Source organism: Spirillospora sp. NPDC046719, from assembly GCF_040645715.1.
Classification (GTDB): domain Bacteria; phylum Actinomycetota; class Actinomycetes; order Streptosporangiales; family Streptosporangiaceae; genus Spirillospora.
This window is the reverse complement of sequence record NZ_JBEYYT010000019.1, coordinates 36,743-52,898: the sequence shown is the minus strand read 5'-3', so window position 1 is coordinate 52,898 and position 16,156 is coordinate 36,743. Positions and strand designations below refer to the sequence as shown.

Sequence of the window (16,156 nt, the reverse complement as noted above, 5' to 3'; positions counted from 1 at the left end):
GGAGCCCCCGGAGTCCGCCTGGATGCGGCCGCCCCACCGCCGCGCGTGAACGGACGGGTCAGCGGAAGGTGAGGCCGTCGAAGGCGCCGGACTCGCGCCAGCGCTCCAGGTAGGAGAAGTAGGCGGTGGCGCCCGCCGGGTAGCCGACGTTCAGCAGCGACCACGGCGACGGCGCCTGACCCTCGTTGTTGTAGTAGCCGGGCGTGCAGTCCGGCAGGAACCGCATCGGCGGCGGCGCGGTGCGCAGCAGGTCGAGCCAGGCGTCCTCGGCCTCCCGCGTCACCTCGACCTCGGCGCACCCGCGGTCGAGGGCGTGCCGGATCACCGCCGCGATCGTCGCGCCCGCCTCGGTGAGGTTGTGCGGGATGTTGGAGATGAGGTTCGCGCCCTGCGCGGGCTGCACGACGAACGCGTTCGGGAAGCCGTGGACGTGGGTGCCGTGCAGGGTGCGCATCCCCTCCGACCAGTACTCCGACAGCTTCACGCCGCCGCGCCCGGTCATGTCGTAGCCGGCGCGGCGGGTGTGCTCGGTGCCGACCTCGAACCCGGACGCGTAGATGACGCAGTCGACCTCGTACTCGCGCCCGCCCGCGACGACGCCGGACGCGGTGATGCGCTCGACGCCCTTCCCGTCGGTGTCGACGAGGTGGGTGCCGGGGACGTTGAACGCCTGCAGGTACTCGTCGTGGAAGCAGGGCCGCTTGCACAGCTGCCGGTACCAGGCCTTGAGGTTCCGGGCGGTCTCCGGGTCCGCGACGACCGCGTCGACGCGGGCGCGGATCTCCTCCATCTTCTCGTGGTCGGAGTCCTCGTAGACCTCCGCCATCCGCTCGAGCGTCGCCTCGCCGGGGCCGAGCGCGGCGTACCGGGCGCGGATGCGGCGGCTGAGGTCGGTCCAGCCGTCCATGACCAGGTCGGTCTCGGCGGTGCCGCCGGTCTGGTTGGAGGTGAAGTTCTCCAGCCAGCGCCGCTGCCAGCCGGGCGTCGCGATCCCGGCGAACCATTCGGGGTCGATGGGGCGGTTGTCCCGGACGTCGACCGACGACGGCGTCCGCTGGAAGACGTACAGCTCCCGGCAGGCCCGCGCGAGGTGCGGGACGCACTGGACGGCCGTCGCGCCCGTCCCGATGATCGCGACGCGCTTGTCCGCCAGCCCGTCCATGGGGGCGCCGGACGGGTCGCCGCCGGTGTAGGCGTAGTCCCAGCGGCTCGTGTGGAACGAGTGCCCCTCGAACGCGTCGATGCCGTCGATGCCGGGCAGCTTCGGGACGTGCAGCGGGCCGGTGCCCATGGCGACGAACTGGGCGGTGAACGCGTCGCCGCGGTTCGTCCGGACGGTCCACCGGGACCGGGACGCGTCCCATTGCAGGTCCTCGACCTCGGTGTGGAAGAGCGCGTTGTCGTAGAGGCCGTACTGCTTGCCGATGCGGCGGCAGTGCTCCAGGATCTCCGGGCCGTGCGCGTACTTCTCGGTGGGCATGTGCCCGGTCTCTTCGAGCAGCGGCATGTAGACCATCGAGGCGGTGTCGCACTGGGCGCCGGGGTAGCGGTTCCAGTACCAGGTGCCGCCGAAGTCGCCGCCCTTCTCGACGATCCGGACGTCGGCGACGCCGGCCTCCTTCAGCCGGGCGCCGGTGACGAGCCCGGCGAACCCGCCGCCGACGAACGCCACGGTGACGTGGTCGGTGCGCGGTTCGCGGGGCGTGACGGGGAGGTGGGGGTCGGTGGAGTAGCGGGCGAACCGGCCGGTGAGCCGCTGGTACTGGGCGTTGCCGTCGGGGCGGAGCCGCTTGTCGCGTTCGGCGCGGTACTTCCGGCGGAGGGCTTCCTTGTCGATCATGCACGCTCCGGGGGCGGGGCCTGCGGGCGGGCGCGCGCGCTCGCCCTCGTCCAGAACAGAATGACATTCAGGACCGTCGGAAGGCGACAGTCGTGAACGATCCGCCGCCTCCCCGGCCGTCCGGGCGAAAATCGATCACGCCGCGGCCGCGGATCGAGGATGCTGGCCTTGGTGCGGAGCCGGAGGGAGGCGCCTGGATGGTCGAGGGAAGCGTGCCGGGCACGGTGGGACGGGTCACGACGGCCCCGGCGGGGGCGCCGGCCCCGGCGGTGGAGGAGCTCCTGGACGCCCTGTGCGCCATCGACGCGGACGGCTGGTATCCGGCCATCGACGTCGAGCGCCCGTGGTCGTCCGCGAACCCGCACATCACCGGGGAGTTCGCGCGGCCGGGCGCGATCCGGAACTACCTGCGCCGGGAGCTGTCGGCGCTGATCCGGGCGGGCGCGAACGTGACCGTGCGGGCGTCGCGGCGGGCGCTGCCGTTCGACGATCCGGGCTTCTTCGCCGCGCTGGACGAGGACCACGTCGACCTGCGGGGCAAGAAGCTGTTCCTGTTCGGGCCGGAGCGCATGGCCCTGTCCCTCGACCGGCTCTGGCACTACTGCGGCACTCCCGCCGAGTCGTTCCAGCGGCACGTGCTGTTCACCAACTACGCGATGTACGTCGAGTCGTTCCGGGAGCGGTTCCCCGGGGCGGAGGGGCCGGAGCGCCCCGGCGTGCAGATGCCCGCCTGGCACCACCGCACCCCCGAGGGGGACGGCGTCAGCCTCGTCGACATCGGGGTCGGGCCGTCCAACGCCAAGACCGTCACCGACCACCTCGCGGTGCTGCGCCCGGACACGATGATCATGGTCGGTCACTGCGGCGGGCTCCGCAACCACCAGCGGCTCGGCGACTACGTGCTGGCCACGGCCTACCAGCGCGCCGACCACGTGCTGGACGAGGCGCTCCCCACCGACATCCCGGTCATCCCCAACCACCGGCTCAACACCATCCTGCTCGACAGCCTCGAAGCGGCCGGGGCCGGCTACCGGCTGGGCGTGGTGCACACCACCGGCAACCGCAACTGGGAGTTCAACCAGCGGCGGACGCTCGCGGCGATGAAGGGCGCCCGCTGCATCGCGGTCGACATGGAGTCGGCGACGATCGCCGCCAACGGGTTCCGCTACCGCATCCCGAACGCGACGCTGCTCTGCGTCTCGGACAAGCCGCTGCACGCCGCGCCGAAGCTGTCGGACGGCGCGAAGTCCTTCTACGAGACGAGCAAGCGGCGGCACCTCGACATCGCCCTGGCCGCGCTCGAACGGGTGCGCCGCGACTTTCCCGACGGCCTGCCCAACCAGGACCTGCGCGCCTCCGACGAGCCGCTGCTCGGAACGGAGACCGAGCACTGAGCGGTGCCGCGCCGGGCAGCCCGAGCGGCCCCGGCCGGAGCGGGCGCTAGCCGAGCGTGATGACGACCTTCACATCGTCCTTGTCCGGCGTGAACGCGTCCTGGAACCGCTCCAGCGGGACGCGCCGCGACACCAGCCGGCCGAGCCAGTCCGGGTCGGCCTGGGCGAGGGCGCCCGCGGCCTCCGCGTAGTGGTCCAGGTTGGCGTTCACCGACCCGACGATCGCGTCGTTCTGCAGCACGATCTCCCGGTTGAGGCCGCCCGCGTCGACCGTCAGCTTCCGCCCGGCCGGCGACACGCCGGTCAGGCAGACGACGCCGTACGCGCCGGTGGCCGCCATCGCGCCGAACACGAGCTGCCCGACGCCGGTGGCCTCGATGACGATGTCCGGCTTGGCGTACGCGACCGCGGCGTCCATCCCCTCGCTGTGGTACGTCGCGCCGAGGCTCTTCACCAGCTCCGGCTTCGGCCCGTCCGGCACCTGGTCGAGGACGTGCATGTCGAGCCCGCGCTGGACGCCGAGCAGCGCGGCCAGCAGCCCGATCGGGCCCGCGCCGGTGACCAGCGCGGACCTCGGCTCGTACCAGGCGCGCTCGCCGACCTTCTCGACCTGCTCCCACGCCTTGGCGACCACCGTCGCCGGCTCCATCAGCGTGCCGACGTCCGCGAGCCGCGGGTCCAGCTTCACCGCGTAGTCGGCCTCGACCGTCCACGCCTGGCTCGCGTAGCCGTCGATCTCCTTGATGCCGCGCTCGGTGTACCGGCCGTTGCGGCACATGTCGAACTGCCCGTGCGCGCAGGCCCCGCAGGGCTCCGGGTCGGGCCGCCGCACCACGCCGACCACCAGGTCTCCCTCGGCGAACCCGCTGCCGGACGGCGCCCGCCGCACCCGGCCGAGCGACTCATGTCCGATGACCAGCCGGTCATGGCCGGGCGGCGCCCAGCCGTACTCGCCCGACGCGATCTCCCGGTCGGTGCCGCAGACCCCGACGGCCAGCCCGTCCACCAGCAGCTCGCCGTCGCCCGGCTCCGGATCGGGGACGTCCCGGACCGACAGGGAGTCCTTCTGCCCGGGGACGACGGTCAAGGCGCGCATGCGGTTCTCCTTCGGCTGTCTTCGGTTCCCTAGTCCTCGATGTGCAGCGCCAACGCTCACCTCCGTGCCCGGTCTCCCGTCCCTAGGGCCCTACCCCCGGGTCCGGATCCATGCAGACGGCACGGGATCCCCCAGGGGGCGCGGGCGATTCATCCCATTCCGGGCCGCATGGAGGCCGTGTTCACGGGCACCCCGGCAGAGAGGACCGGACGCAGGCGTACGGAGAGGGGACAGACCATGAAGTACGGGCAGTTCATCGCGACGGTCCGCGAAAACGGGGACTACAGCGGCCGCGAGGAGGCCGAGCGCGTCACCGAGGCGGTGCTGAGCGTGCTGCGCGACCGGCTCACCGAGGAGAGCGCCGACCACCTGGCGGCGCAGCTCCCCGAGCCGCTGGACGAGCTGATGCGCGACCGCGACGCCGCGCGGGCCGAGTCGTACGGGTCGGCGGAGTTCTGCCGCCGGGTCGCCGGGATGACCGGCGCCACCGAGCGCACCGCGGAGTGGGACGCCGACGCCGTGCTCAGCACCCTCGCGGGCACCGTCTCCGGCGGCGAGCTGAACCACCTGCTGAGCCAGCTCCCGTCCGGGTACGCGCCGTTCTTCGGCAAGAACGAGCTCACGGACTGATCCCGGGACCGCCCGCGCCGGCCGGCCTCACGGGCCGAGGACGGCGACCGCCTCCAGGTACGTGGAGGGGACCTCGACGGTGCCGCCGGGGGCGGCTCCGGCGGCCTCGATGTACCGGGTGAGGTCGGCGGTCAGCGCGTCCCGCCCGGCGGCGTCGAGGACGCCGAACGCGATGGTCAGCGGGCCGAAGTACGCCCGGAAGTAGCCGATCATGTCGGCGGGGGAGCGGAACCGGAACCGCCACCGCCGCTCGGCGCACTCCAGCGCGGACGCGTGCGGGCCGAGCAGCCGCTCCAGGTGCTTGGCGGTGCCCCAGCGGGTGGGCGCCGCGTCCCCGGACGCCCCGGCGGTGTACCGGTCGACGAGGCGGAGCAGCTCGCCGAGGAAGCCGTCGGGCGCCCAGCTCGCCAGCGCGATCCGCCCGCCGGGCCGCACGACGCGCACCAGCTCGGCGGCGGCCCGCTCCTGGTCGGGGACGTACTGGACGCCGAACGTCGACACCGCCACGTCGAACGCGCCGTCCGGGTGGGGCAGCGCCAGCGCGTCGCCGGTCTCGAACCGCGCCTCCAGCCCCTCGGCGGCGGCGCGGGCCCGCGCGTGGTCCAGCAGCTCGGGGACGTAGTCGACGCCCGTGACGTCGGCGAACCGGCGGGCCGCGGCGAGGGCGGTGTTCCCGGTGCCGGTGGCGACGTCGATGACGCGCTCGCCGGGCCGGATCCCGGCGGTCTCGCAGAGCAGCTCGCTCACCAGGAGCCAGCGGTTGCCGACGCGGGCGTAGTCGCCCCCGGCCCAGGTGCCGCGGGCCCCGGTGTCGACCCCGCCGATGTCGTCGCGCACGGTCCCGATCTCCCCTCGATGGCGACCTTGATCGTCCGACATTCCGGGCATGGCGGACAAGGGCCGCCGAAACGCGATCACGTCGCCGCAGGTCGGAAGTGCCTTCGCGGCGGAAAAGGGAAGGAGCGGACAGGGAGGGGGGAGTTCTGGTGGACCGGAACGTGAGGTTGTTCGCGGGGGCCCTGGCGGGGACGGCGCTGCTGCTGGCGGGCTGCGGCGGGGGAGGCGACGGCGGGAAGGCGCGGACGGCCGCCGCGGCGGCGCCCTCGCCGACCGGCGGCGCGGCGCAGCTCCAGCAGCAGTACGAGCAGGTCGTCTCGTCCGTGCTGCCCTCCGTCGTGAAGATCGAGACCGACCAGGGCGAGGGCTCCGGCGTCGTCTACGACGACAAGGGCGACATCGTCACGAACGCGCACGTCGTCGCGGGCGCCAAGCAGATCCGGGTGACGGCCTCCAGCGGCGGCAGCCCGCTGAAGGCGAACCTGGTCGGCTCCTTCGTCGCCGACGACCTCGCGGTGGTGAGGGCGGCCGGCGGCACCCTGCGCCCGGCCGCGTTCGGGGACTCCGCCCAGGCCAGGGTCGGGCAGATCGTGCTGGCCATGGGCAACCCGCTCGGCCTCGCCGGGAGCGTGACGAACGGGATCGTCTCCGCGCTGAACCGGACGGTCTCCACCAAGCAGGAGGGCGCGTTCCCCGGCGCGACGATCGGCGACGCGATCCAGACCAGCGCGCCCATCAACCCCGGCAACAGCGGCGGTGCGCTCGTCACGCTGGACGGGCAGGTCATCGGCATCCCGACCGCCGCCGCGTCCGACCCGCAGATCGGCGGGGCCGCAGCGGGCATCGGGTTCGCGACGCCGAGCGACACCGTCAAGAAGATCGCCCCGCAGCTGATCCGGAACGGGAAGGTGGCGCAGTCCGGGCGGGCCGCGATCGGCGCGACCGTCCGCACGATCGTCGACCCGCGCAGCGGCGAGAAGACCGCGGTCGCCGTGGTGGACGTGACGAAGGGCGCCGGCGCCGACAAGGCCGGGATCAAGGCCGGCGACCTGATCCTCGCGGTGAACGGCACCCCGACGCCCGACCAGACCGCGCTGGCCGCCGTCCTGGCCGGCCTGAAGCCCGGCCAGACCGTGAAGGTCCAGGTCCAGGAGCCGAGCGGGTCGAAGAAGGACGTCCAGGTCAAGCTCGGCGAGCTGCCCGGCGGCTGACCCCGGGCCGCCGGTCATCCGCGCTCGTCCGGGCGCCCGGCGCGGTCGCGCCGCTCCGCGCCCCTGCGCGCGGCCTCCACGAGCACCCGCCCGACGGCACCGAGGAACACCAGGTCGCCGAGCATCTGCACGGTCGTCAGGATCCGCGCCGCCGTCGACACGGGCACGATGTCGCCGAAACCGACAGACGAGAACACCGTCACGGTGAAGTACAGGGAGTCCACCTTCGACAGCCGCTCGGAGAAGTGGCCCGTCCCGCCGCTGTCCATCAGCAGGTACGACGAGGCGAACAGCAGCAGGAACACGACGAGCGACGTCACCAGCGCCTCCATGGCGCGCAGCCAGGGCGACGGCGAGCGGACGATCGACCGCGCCTGCCAGCCGGTGAGCACCCCGAGACCCGCCAGCGACCCGACCAGCGCCAGCGCGGAGGCGGCCCCGAACCGCACGTCCAGCGGCGCCACCGCGTACAGGACCACCATGCAGGCCGAGATCACCAGCATGCGCGCGATCGTCCGGACGAGCGGCCGGCGCCAGGGAGCGTCCACACCCTGTGGATGCCCATCTTCACGCTCCGTGATGCTGGACGATCACCACCGCCGGATGCGAGGCTGCCGGACGTGCTGACCCTGGGCGTACTGGCACTGGCCTCCCTCGCGGCCTGGCTGTACCTGGCCGTCGCCCACGGCGGCTTCTGGCGCACCCGCACAGGCGTCCCCGACACCGCCGGCCCCCGCGCCGACCCGCCCGCGTGGCCGCACGTCACCGCCGTGATCCCGGCCCGCGACGAGGCCGCCGTCCTGCCCGGCACGCTCCCGACCGTCCTCGCGCAGCGCTACCCCGGCCGCTTCGACGTCGTCGTCGTGGACGACGCCAGCGGCGACGGCACCGCCGAGACCGCCGCCCGGCTCGGCGCGTCCCGGGTCGTCCGGGCCCGCGAGCGGCCCGCCGGCTGGGCGGGCAAGGTGTGGGCGATGTCCGAGGGCGTCCGGGCCGCCGGCGAGCCCGACTTCTACCTGTTCACCGACGCCGACATCGCCTACGCGCCCGGCACGCTCGCCCGCCTCGTCCGCGCCGCGCACGACCGCGACCTCGTGTCCCGGATGGCCGCCCTGAACACCGCCACCGCCTGGGAGCGCTGGATCGTCCCCGCCTTCGTGTACTTCTTCGCGCAGCTCTACCCGTTCCGCCGCGTCGCCCGGGGCCGCCGCACCGCCGCCGCGGCCGGCGGCTGCATGCTCGTCCGCCGCGAGACGCTGGAGGCGGCGGGCGGGCTCGCCGCGATCCACGACGCGCTCATCGACGACGTCGCGCTCGGCCGCCTGCTCAAGCGCGCCGGCGCCCGCTGCCGCCTCGACCTCGACCGGGACGTGGTCAGCCGCCGCCCCTACCCGCACCTGCGCGACCTGTGGGCCATGATCGCCCGCAGCGCCTACCACCAGCTCCGCTACTCGCCCGCCCTGCTGCTCGGCACCGTCCTCGGCCTGCTACTGGTGTACGCCGTCCCGCCCGTCGCGGCGCTCGCCGGGCTGGCGGCCCTCAGCCCCCTGCCCGCCGCCGCGGGCCTCGTCGCCTGGGCGCTGATGACCGCCACCTACGTCCCGATGCTGCGCTTCTACGGCCTTTCGCCGCTGAGAGCGCCGGCCCTGCCGCTGATCGCGCTCATTTACGCCGCGATGACCGTCGACTCCGCCCGCCTGCATTGGAAAGGCCGCGGCGGGGCGTGGAAAGGCCGCGTCAGGTGACGGCGGGTTTCCGCGCGACGCCGCAGAAGGCCGTCACCTCCGCCGGGCTGCCCCACGGAGTGGCCTCCGGACGCCATTGCGACACCGACACCACACCGGGCTCCAGCAGTTCCAGGCCGTCGAAATAGGCCGCGATCTGCTCGGGAGTGCGGAGCTTGTAAGGGTCGCCCGCTTCCGCGCGGGTCTGCTCCGCCTGAGCGGCCGCCTCCGGATCCACCTTGTCGGTGCCGTCCTCCAGAACGAGGAAACTGCCCGGCGCCAGCGCTCCGACGAGCCGGTCGCGGATCGCCCGCGCCTCCGCGTCGTCCCATACGTTCCCGAGAATGCCCAGCATCATCAGCGCGACCGGACGGCCGAGATCGAGCGTCCGGGACGCCCGTTCGAGAATGGCGTCCGGGTCCCGGACGTCCGCGCTGATGTAGTCGCACGCGCCCTCCGGAGTGCTGTTGAGCAGGGCACGGGCATGCGTCAGGACGAGCGGGTCGTTGTCCACGTAGACGATCCGGCAGCCCGCGTTCACCCGCTGCGCGACCTCGTGCGTGTTGTCCACCGTCGGCAGCCCGGTGCCGATGTCGAGGAACTGCGCGATACCCGCCTCGCCCGCCAGATACCGCACCGCGCGCCCGAGGAACGCCCGCGAGTGGCGCGCCACGTCCACGATTCCCGGATACACCGCGCGGACCTGCTCGCCGACCTCCCGGTCGACCGGATAATTGTCCTTGCCGCCCAGCCAGTAGTTCCAGACGCGCGCCGAATGCGGAACGCTCGTGTCGATGACCGGCCCGTCCGCTGCCATGAACGACGCCCTTCCCTCGGGGATTCCGCCCAAAATTACCGCACCCGCCCCGAATCTGGGCGGCCCGCGATGATATGGCGTCCCCGCGCCTTTCCTGGAAAAGAACGGCGCACCGGCAGCGCTCCGGCACCCGCACGGCCGCTTCCGGCCGGGCGGGGCGTCAGCGGGTCTGCTGGATGCGGATCAGGTTGCCGGCCGGGTCGCGGACCGCGCAGTCCCGCACGCCGTACGGCTGCTCGGCCGGCTCCTGGACGATGTCGGCGTTCCCCGCCTGGAGCCGCTTGAAGGCGCCGTCGAGGTCGGGCGTGGCCAGCTGGATGATCGCGTAGGTGCCCTTGGCCATCATCTCCGCGATGGTGCGGCGCTCGTCCTCGGTGACGCCGGGGTCCGCGGCCGGCGGGTGCAGGACGATGGCCGTGCCCGCCCCGCCGGGCGGCCCGACCGTGATCCAGCGCATCCGCCCCTGGCCGACGTCCAGCCGGACCTCGAAGCCGAGGACGTCCCGGTAGAAGGCCAGGGACGCCTCCGGGTCCTCGTGCGGGAGGAACGTCGAATGGATGGCGATGTCCATGCGGCCAGGCTAACCCGGCGGCCCGCCCGGGCCCGGCGACCTGCTCCGCACCGGCCGCGTCACCTGCTTCGCCACGCACGACGGCAGCTCGCCCGGCGCGTCCGCCGCCCGCCGCCGGTACACGCTGGGCGGCATCCCGACGAGCTCGGTGAACCGGGTGCTGAACGTGCCCAGCGACGAGCAGCCGACCTCGAAGCACACCTCGGTGACGCTGAGGTCGCCGCGCCGCAGCAGCGCCATCGCCCGCTCGATGCGCCGCGTCATCAGGTAGGAGTAGGGCGACTCGCCGTAGGCGGCGCGGAACTCGCGGCTGAGGTGCCCCGCCGACATGTTCACGCCCCGGGCGAGCGCCTCGACGTCGAGCGGCCGCGCGAACTCCCGGTCGATCCGGTCGCGGACGCGCCGCAGCCGCGCCAGGTCGAGAAGGCGCTGCTCCGAGGCGGGTTTGCGGGCCACATCCGGATCGTACGTCCCGCCGGTGACATTCCCGGGACGCCGCCGGGCCCCGCGGCGTCCCGCCCCGCGCCGGAGGCGGCTCAGGACGTCCGCGAGGCCCATGGCCGGTCAGGCGCCGACGTAGGCGGCGAGGTGCTCCCCGGTGAGGGTGGAGCGGGCGGCGACGAGGTCGGAGGGCGTTCCCTCGAACACGATCCGCCCGCCGTCGTGCCCGGCGCCGGGACCGAGGTCGATGATCCAGTCGGCGTGCGCCATCACGGCCTGGTGGTGCTCGATGACGATCACCGACTTGCCGGCGTCGACGAGCCGGTCCAGCAGCCCGAGCAGCTGCTCGACGTCCGCGAGGTGCAGGCCCGCGGTCGGCTCGTCGAGGACGTACACGCCGCCGTCCTCGCCCATGTGGGTGGCGAGCTTGAGCCGCTGCCGCTCCCCGCCGGACAGCGTGGTGAGCGGCTGCCCGATGCCGAGGTACCCGAGCCCGACGTCGGCGAGCCGCCGGAGGATCTTGTGCGCGGCGGGCAGCCGTGCCTCGCCGGCGCCGAAGAACTCCTCGGCCTCCGCGACCGGCATCGCGAGCACCTCGGCGATGTCGCGGCCGCCGAGGCGGTAGTCCAGCACCGCCTCCTGGAACCGCTTGCCCTCGCACTCCTCGCAGGTCACGGCGACCCCGGCCATCATCGCGAGGTCGGTGTAGACGACGCCGGCGCCGTTGCAGGCCGGGCAGGCGCCCTCGGAGTTCGCGCTGAACAGCGCGGGCTTCACCCCGTTCGCCTTCGCGAACGCCTTGCGGATGGGGTCGAGCAGCCCGGTGTAGGTCGCCGGGTTGCTGCGCCGCGAGCCGCGGATCGCGCCCTGGTCGATCGCCACCACGCCCGCGCCCGCCGGGATCGACCCGTGCACGAGCGAGCTCTTGCCGGACCCGGCGACGCCCGTGACGACGGTGAGCACCCCGAGCGGGATGTCGACGTCCACGTCCTGCAGGTTGTGCGTCGACGCGCCGCGGATCTCCAGCCTCCCGGTGGGCTCGCGCACCGTCTTCTTCAGCGCGGCCCGGTCGTCGAGGTGGCGGCCGGTGACGGTGCCGGACGCGCGCAGCCCCTCGACGGTGCCCTCGAAGCAGACGGTGCCGCCGTTCGTGCCGGCGCCGGGACCGAGGTCGACGACGTGGTCGGCGATCGCGATCGCCTCCGGCTTGTGCTCCACGACGAGGACCGTGTTGCCCTTGTCGCGCAGCCGCAGCAGCAGGCCGTTCATCCGCTGGATGTCGTGCGGGTGCAGCCCGATCGTCGGCTCGTCGAAGACGTAGGTGACGTCGGTGAGCGACGAGCCGAGGTGCCGGATCATCTTGACGCGCTGCGCCTCGCCGCCCGACAGCGTGCCCGACGGCCGCTCCAGGGACAGGTAGCCGAGCCCGATCTCCACGAACGAGTCGAGGGTGTGCGCCAGCTTCCCGAGCAGCGGCGCGACGGACGGCTCGTCCAGCCCGCGGACCCACGCGGCCAGGTCGCTGATCTGCATCGCGCACGCGTCGGCGATGCTGATCCCGTCGATCTTGGACGACCGGGCCGCCTCGGTGAGCCGCGTGCCGCCGCAGTCCGGGCAGACCGTGAACGTCGTCGCCCGCGTCACGAACGCCCGGACGTGCGGCTGCAGCGAGTCGACGTCCTTGGACAGCATCGACTTCTGGATCCGCGGGATCAGGCCCTCGTAGGTCAGGTTGATCCCGTCGACCTTGATCTTGGTCGGCTCCCGGTGGAGCAGGTCGTCCAGTTCCTTCTTGGTGTACTTGCGGATCGGCTTGTCCGGGTCGAAGTAGCCGCAGCCGCGGAAGATGCGCCCGTACCAGCCGTCCATGCTGTACCCGGGGATCTTGAGCGCGCCCTCGTTCAGCGACTTGTCCTCGTCGTACAGCTCGGCGAGGTCGATGTCGGAGACCGTGCCGCGGCCCTCGCAGCGCGGGCACATCCCGCCGGTGATCGTGAAGGAGCGCTGCTCCTTCACCGTCTTGCCGCCGCGCTCGTACTTCACGGCGCCGCCGCCGCTGATCGACGCGACGTTGAAGGAGAACGCCTGCGGCGACCCGATGTGCGGCCGCCCGAGCCGGCTGAACAGGATCCGCAGCATCGCGTGCGCGTCGGTGGCGGTGCCGACCGTCGAGCGGGGGTCGGCGCCCATCCGCTGCTGGTCGACGATGATCGCCGTGGTCAGCCCCTCCAGGACGTCGACGTCGGGCCGCGCCTGCGCCGGCATGAAGCCCTGCACGAAGGTGCTGTACGTCTCGTTGATCATCCGCTGCGACTCGGCGGCGATCGTGTTGAACACCAGCGAGGTCTTGCCGGACCCGGAGACGCCGGTGAACACCGTCAGCCGGCGCTTGGGGATCTCGATGCCGACGTCCTTGAGGTTGTTCTCGCGGGCGCCGTGCACGCGGATCAGGTCGTGGCTGTCGGCGACGTGCGCCCTGTCCTGCTGCGCGTCCGGCCGCGGGTCCGGCGCGTCCGTGCTGGTGGTGGTGCTCATGATCTCTCCATCGGGTCGGCGGGCCCGGGTCGGCGGGCCGCGTCGGCGTCGCCTGCCAGGTCCGACAGTATGTCCGCTTCGCCGCTCCTGCGGCCCGCGCCGCGTCCGGTCCGGGAGGACCCCGTCACTTGTCCTGGATCAGCCCGAGGACGTTGCCGTCGGGGTCGGTGAAGGTGGCCACCAGGCGGCCGCCGCCGACGTCGCGCGGGGCGTCCTGCACGGCCGCGCCCGCCGCCGTCACCTCGGCCAGCTTCGCCTCGATGTCCGCGACGTGCCAGTACGCCACCGGCGACGTCATGTTCTGCGGCCCGCCGGCCGGCACCAGCCCGATGTGCTGGCCCTCGGCGTCGTAGCCGACGTAGTACTCCGAGTCGGCCGTCGGGGCGGCGCCGAGCAGCGCGGTGTAGACCGCCTTGGCGGCCGCCAGGTCGGACACGGGGTGCAGGACCGTCTTGATCCCCTGGGTGGAAGACTCGCTCATGATCGCTCCTCGGTTCTCGTGCGGGCGCCCCGTCCGGGGCGCCCGTGCCGGTCACGCTAGTTCCGGCTCGGTCATCGGTGCTTCTCGATTCCTGACCGGTCTGGTCAGCCGTCCCACCTGCGACGACGCCGCCCGGCGGTGCCGCCGGGCGAGCGAGGCCGCCCGTCGAGCGGTGCCGCCCGGCGGTGGTGGCGCTCAGCCCCAGGCGCCGGCGATCTGCCGGGTGGTGGCGTTCAGCCGGTTGAACATGTTGGTGACGCCGATCATCAGGACGATCGCGGCCAGCTGCTTCTCGTCGAAGTAGGTGGCGGCGGCGTCCCAGACCTCGTCGCTCACCGCGTCGGGACGGTCCGCGAGGCGCGTCGCGGCCTCCGCCAGCTCCAGCGCGGCCCGCTCCTCCTCGCTGAAGTACGGGGCCTCCCGCCACGCGGCGACCAGCGCCAGCCGCTCGTCGCTCACGCCCGCCTTCCGGGCCGTCTTGGCGCCGGCGTCGACGCAGGCGCTGCACCCGTTGATCTGGCTGACCCGCAGGTGCACCAGCTCCAGCGTCTGCTCGTCCACCCCGCCGGAGTGCACGGCCTTGAAGACCTCCTGGATCGGCTTCATCGCGCTGGACAGGACGACGGCGGGGTTCTGCATCCGGGACTGCATCTCGGTCTCTCCCTGTTTCGTGGGCCGGTGCCCCGTTCCCCCGGGGCGTGACTCCATCACAGCGGGACGGGCTTGCCAGGACGACGCCGATGGGACACCGTGGGACAGCCGGAACGGGCTTGACCAGCGGCGGGAGCCCCCGCGCGGATCCGGCCCGCGTGGGACAGGGAGGCGGGGGAGCGGTGGTCGCGCAGCAGCGGACGGCGAAGGCCGGCCCGGAGGAGGAGCTGGCCGCCCGGCTGCGGCTGCTCCAGGAGCTGTCCGGACGCGGCGTCCGGGCCCTCGCCCGGGACACGGGCCTCAGCTCGTCGTCGCTGTCGCGCTACCTCGGCGGGCAGACCGTCCCGCCGTGGCCGGCGGTGCTCGCGCTGTGCCGGCTCGTGAAGCGCGACCCGCGCCCGCTGCGTCCGCTGTGGGAGCGGGCGTCGAGCCCGCTGCCGGCGCCCCCGAAGACCAGCCGCCAGGTGCGGCCGCCGTCGCCGCCCGCCGGCGCCCCGCGCCCGCCCCGCAACGACCTGCCGCGCGACGTCCCCGACTTCACCGGGCGGGAGGCCGCGCTCGCCGCCGTCCTCGGCGCGGTGGCGGGCAGCCGGGTCGTCGCCGTCGACGGCATGGCGGGCGTCGGCAAGACCTGCCTGGCGGTGCACGCCGCGTACCGGCTCGCCGCCGAGCAGCCCGACGCCCAGCTCTACCTGGACCTGCACGGGTTCACCGAGGGCCGCGAGCCCCTCGACCCCGAGACCGCGCTGCGGTCGCTGCTCGCCGCGCTCGACGTCCCGTCCGAGAAGATCCCGCAGGAGGGCGGCGTCGAGCCGCTCGCGGCCTGCTGGCGGTCGGAGCTGGCGGGGCTGCGGGCCGTCGTGGTGCTGGACAACGCCGCCGACGCCGCGCAGGTCCGGCCGCTGCTGCCCGGCGCGGGCCCGTCCGTCGCCCTGATCACCAGCCGCAACCGGCTGCTGGGCCTGGACGAGGTGCCCCCGGTGTCGCTGGACGTGCTGTCCCCGGAGGAGAGCGTGGAGCTGCTGGCCCGCGCGAGCGGCGAGGCGGGCGGGTCCGGCGGTCCCGGCGGCCGGCTGGCCCGCGAGCCGGAGGCCGCGGCGGAGGTGCTGCGGCTGTGCGGGCACCTGCCGCTCGCGCTGCGGCTCGCCGCGGCCCGGCTGCGGCACCGGCCGGGCTGGACCGTCGGCATCCTCGTCGAGCGGATGGCGGAGGGCGCCAGCGAGTTCGACACCGCGTTCGCGATGTCGGTCCGGCAGCTCGACCGGGCCCAGCGCCGCCTGTTCCGGCTGCTGGGGGAGCTGCCCGGGGCGTCGTTCGACGAGTACGTGGCGGCGGCGCTCGCGGACGTCCCGCCGCGCACCGCCCTGGCCATGCTGGAGGACCTGCTCGACGCGCACCTCGTCCAGCAGCCGGCGGCGGGCCGCTACCGGCTGCACGACCTGGTGCACCAGCACGCGCGCCGGGCCGCCGCCGAGCACGAGTCCCCGGCGGAGCGGGAGCGGGCGCTGAGCCGCGTCCTCGACTACTACGTGCACGCCGCCGCGGCCGCCGACGCCGCGATGCCGTTCCCGGCGGGCAGCCGGGCCGCCTCGGCGGGCCGGGCCCCGGCCGGGCTGCCGCGGTTCCCCGACAAGTACGCGGCGCTCGCCTGGTTCGGCACCGAGTACGGGAACCTGATGGCCGCCTTCCACGCCGCGGTCGCCGCCGGCGCCGACGCGCACGTGTGCGAGCTGCCGCGCTTCATGCGGGCGTACTTCGCGCGGCGCTGCGGGACGACGCAGCTCAACGTCCTCTTCGAGCGGTCGGTGGACGCCGCGCGGCGTCTCGGCGACCCGCTCTCGCTCGCCCCGGGGGCCCGCCCCCACCGCGTCGCCGCGGTGCAACCCGGGCCCGTTGGGGTGGGCGGCCCCCGGGGAGCGGGGCGGCCC

General features: G+C 73.9%; 15 protein-coding genes. 5 read left to right on the top strand and 10 right to left on the bottom strand.

Annotated elements, in window-relative coordinates:
- Positions 1–58: 58 nt before the first annotated feature.
- Positions 59–1,840, bottom strand: a complete 1,782-nt coding sequence (locus ABZ914_RS05930; protein WP_500191945.1) for a flavin-containing monooxygenase — start codon at positions 1,838–1,840, stop codon at positions 59–61.
- Between the two features lie 197 nt (positions 1,841–2,037).
- Here ABZ914_RS05930 and ABZ914_RS05925 point away from each other — a divergent pair, with 197 nt between their 5' ends.
- A complete protein-coding gene (locus ABZ914_RS05925; protein ID WP_387032856.1) occupies positions 2,038–3,234 on the top strand; it encodes a phosphorylase family protein in 1,197 nt (398 codons plus the stop codon).
- Between the two features lie 46 nt (positions 3,235–3,280).
- On the opposite strand, the gene ABZ914_RS05920 is transcribed toward ABZ914_RS05925, so the two are convergent.
- A complete protein-coding gene (locus ABZ914_RS05920) occupies positions 3,281–4,330 on the bottom strand; it encodes a glucose 1-dehydrogenase (RefSeq protein ID WP_500191944.1) in 1,050 nt (349 codons plus the stop codon).
- A 237-nt stretch (positions 4,331–4,567) separates the two neighbouring features.
- On the opposite strand from ABZ914_RS05920, the gene ABZ914_RS05915 reads away from it, so the two are divergent.
- Entirely contained in the window at positions 4,568–4,960 is a 393-nt protein-coding gene (locus ABZ914_RS05915; protein WP_387032860.1) for a DUF2267 domain-containing protein, read from the top strand.
- A gap of 27 nt (positions 4,961–4,987) precedes the next feature.
- Here the strand turns inward: ABZ914_RS05915 and ABZ914_RS05910 are convergent, their stop codons facing one another.
- Positions 4,988–5,797 carry a class I SAM-dependent methyltransferase gene (locus tag ABZ914_RS05910; RefSeq protein ID WP_500191943.1) on the bottom strand — a complete coding sequence of 270 codons (810 nt, stop codon included), beginning with the start codon at positions 5,795–5,797 and terminating at the stop codon, positions 4,988–4,990.
- A gap of 149 nt (positions 5,798–5,946) precedes the next feature.
- On the opposite strand from ABZ914_RS05910, the gene ABZ914_RS05905 reads away from it, so the two are divergent.
- Positions 5,947–7,008, top strand: a complete 1,062-nt coding sequence (locus ABZ914_RS05905; RefSeq protein ID WP_500191941.1) for a S1C family serine protease — start codon at positions 5,947–5,949, stop codon at positions 7,006–7,008.
- A gap of 14 nt (positions 7,009–7,022) precedes the next feature.
- Here the strand turns inward: ABZ914_RS05905 and ABZ914_RS05900 are convergent, their stop codons facing one another.
- Complete coding sequence (locus ABZ914_RS05900; RefSeq protein WP_500191940.1) at positions 7,023–7,511, bottom strand: potassium channel family protein; 489 nt, start codon at positions 7,509–7,511, stop codon at positions 7,023–7,025.
- 117 nt (positions 7,512–7,628) lie between these two features.
- On the opposite strand from ABZ914_RS05900, the gene ABZ914_RS05895 reads away from it, so the two are divergent.
- Positions 7,629–8,753: a glycosyltransferase gene (locus ABZ914_RS05895; RefSeq protein WP_500191939.1), complete on the top strand. Its 1,125-nt coding sequence runs from the start codon at positions 7,629–7,631 to the stop codon at positions 8,751–8,753.
- Here the strand turns inward: ABZ914_RS05895 and ABZ914_RS05890 are convergent.
- From ABZ914_RS05890 to ABZ914_RS05865, 6 genes are all read right to left on the bottom strand, one after another.
- Positions 8,746–9,549 carry an SAM-dependent methyltransferase gene (locus ABZ914_RS05890; RefSeq protein WP_500191938.1) on the bottom strand — a complete coding sequence of 268 codons (804 nt, stop codon included), beginning with the start codon at positions 9,547–9,549 and terminating at the stop codon, positions 8,746–8,748. The two genes, ABZ914_RS05895 and ABZ914_RS05890, sit on opposite strands and share 8 nt — an antisense overlap.
- A 160-nt stretch (positions 9,550–9,709) precedes the next feature.
- Positions 9,710–10,120: a VOC family protein gene (locus ABZ914_RS05885; RefSeq protein WP_500191937.1), complete on the bottom strand. Its 411-nt coding sequence runs from the start codon at positions 10,118–10,120 to the stop codon at positions 9,710–9,712.
- A gap of 9 nt (positions 10,121–10,129) precedes the next feature.
- Positions 10,130–10,576, bottom strand: coding sequence for a helix-turn-helix transcriptional regulator (locus ABZ914_RS05880; protein WP_347257004.1), 447 nt, complete (start codon positions 10,574–10,576; stop codon positions 10,130–10,132).
- 108 nt (positions 10,577–10,684) lie between these two features.
- A complete protein-coding gene (locus tag ABZ914_RS05875) occupies positions 10,685–13,096 on the bottom strand; it encodes an ATP-binding cassette domain-containing protein (protein ID WP_500191936.1) in 2,412 nt (803 codons plus the stop codon).
- 124 nt (positions 13,097–13,220) lie between these two features.
- Positions 13,221–13,577, bottom strand: a complete 357-nt coding sequence (locus ABZ914_RS05870; protein WP_500191935.1) for a VOC family protein — start codon at positions 13,575–13,577, stop codon at positions 13,221–13,223.
- A gap of 195 nt (positions 13,578–13,772) precedes the next feature.
- Positions 13,773–14,228, bottom strand: coding sequence for a carboxymuconolactone decarboxylase family protein (locus ABZ914_RS05865; protein WP_190864970.1), 456 nt, complete (start codon positions 14,226–14,228; stop codon positions 13,773–13,775).
- Positions 14,229–14,410: 182 nt separating this feature from the next.
- Between ABZ914_RS05865 and ABZ914_RS05860 the strand changes: the two genes are divergently transcribed.
- The coding region (locus ABZ914_RS05860; protein WP_500191934.1) for a helix-turn-helix domain-containing protein at positions 14,411–16,156 on the top strand (1,746 nt) is incomplete at its 3' end.

Bases quoted from the DNA above. Each gene is read 5' to 3' on its own strand.
- ABZ914_RS05930 (WP_500191945.1), bottom strand. From the start codon at position 1,840: ATGATCGACAAGGAAGCCCTCCGCCGGAAGTACCGCGCCGAACGCGAC.
- ABZ914_RS05925 (WP_387032856.1), top strand. From the start codon at position 2,038: ATGGTCGAGGGAAGCGTGCCGGGCACGGTGGGACGGGTCACGACGGCC.
- ABZ914_RS05920 (WP_500191944.1), bottom strand. From the start codon at position 4,330: ATGCGCGCCTTGACCGTCGTCCCCGGGCAGAAGGACTCCCTGTCGGTC.
- ABZ914_RS05915 (WP_387032860.1), top strand. From the start codon at position 4,568: ATGAAGTACGGGCAGTTCATCGCGACGGTCCGCGAAAACGGGGACTAC.
- ABZ914_RS05900 (WP_500191940.1), bottom strand. From the start codon at position 7,511: ATGCTGGTGATCTCGGCCTGCATGGTGGTCCTGTACGCGGTGGCGCCG.
- ABZ914_RS05890 (WP_500191938.1), bottom strand. From the start codon at position 9,549: ATGGCAGCGGACGGGCCGGTCATCGACACGAGCGTTCCGCATTCGGCG.
- ABZ914_RS05885 (WP_500191937.1), bottom strand. From the start codon at position 10,120: ATGGACATCGCCATCCATTCGACGTTCCTCCCGCACGAGGACCCGGAG.
- ABZ914_RS05875 (WP_500191936.1), bottom strand. From the start codon at position 13,096: ATGAGCACCACCACCAGCACGGACGCGCCGGACCCGCGGCCGGACGCG.
- ABZ914_RS05870 (WP_500191935.1), bottom strand. From the start codon at position 13,577: ATGAGCGAGTCTTCCACCCAGGGGATCAAGACGGTCCTGCACCCCGTG.
- ABZ914_RS05865 (WP_190864970.1), bottom strand. From the start codon at position 14,228: ATGCAGTCCCGGATGCAGAACCCCGCCGTCGTCCTGTCCAGCGCGATG.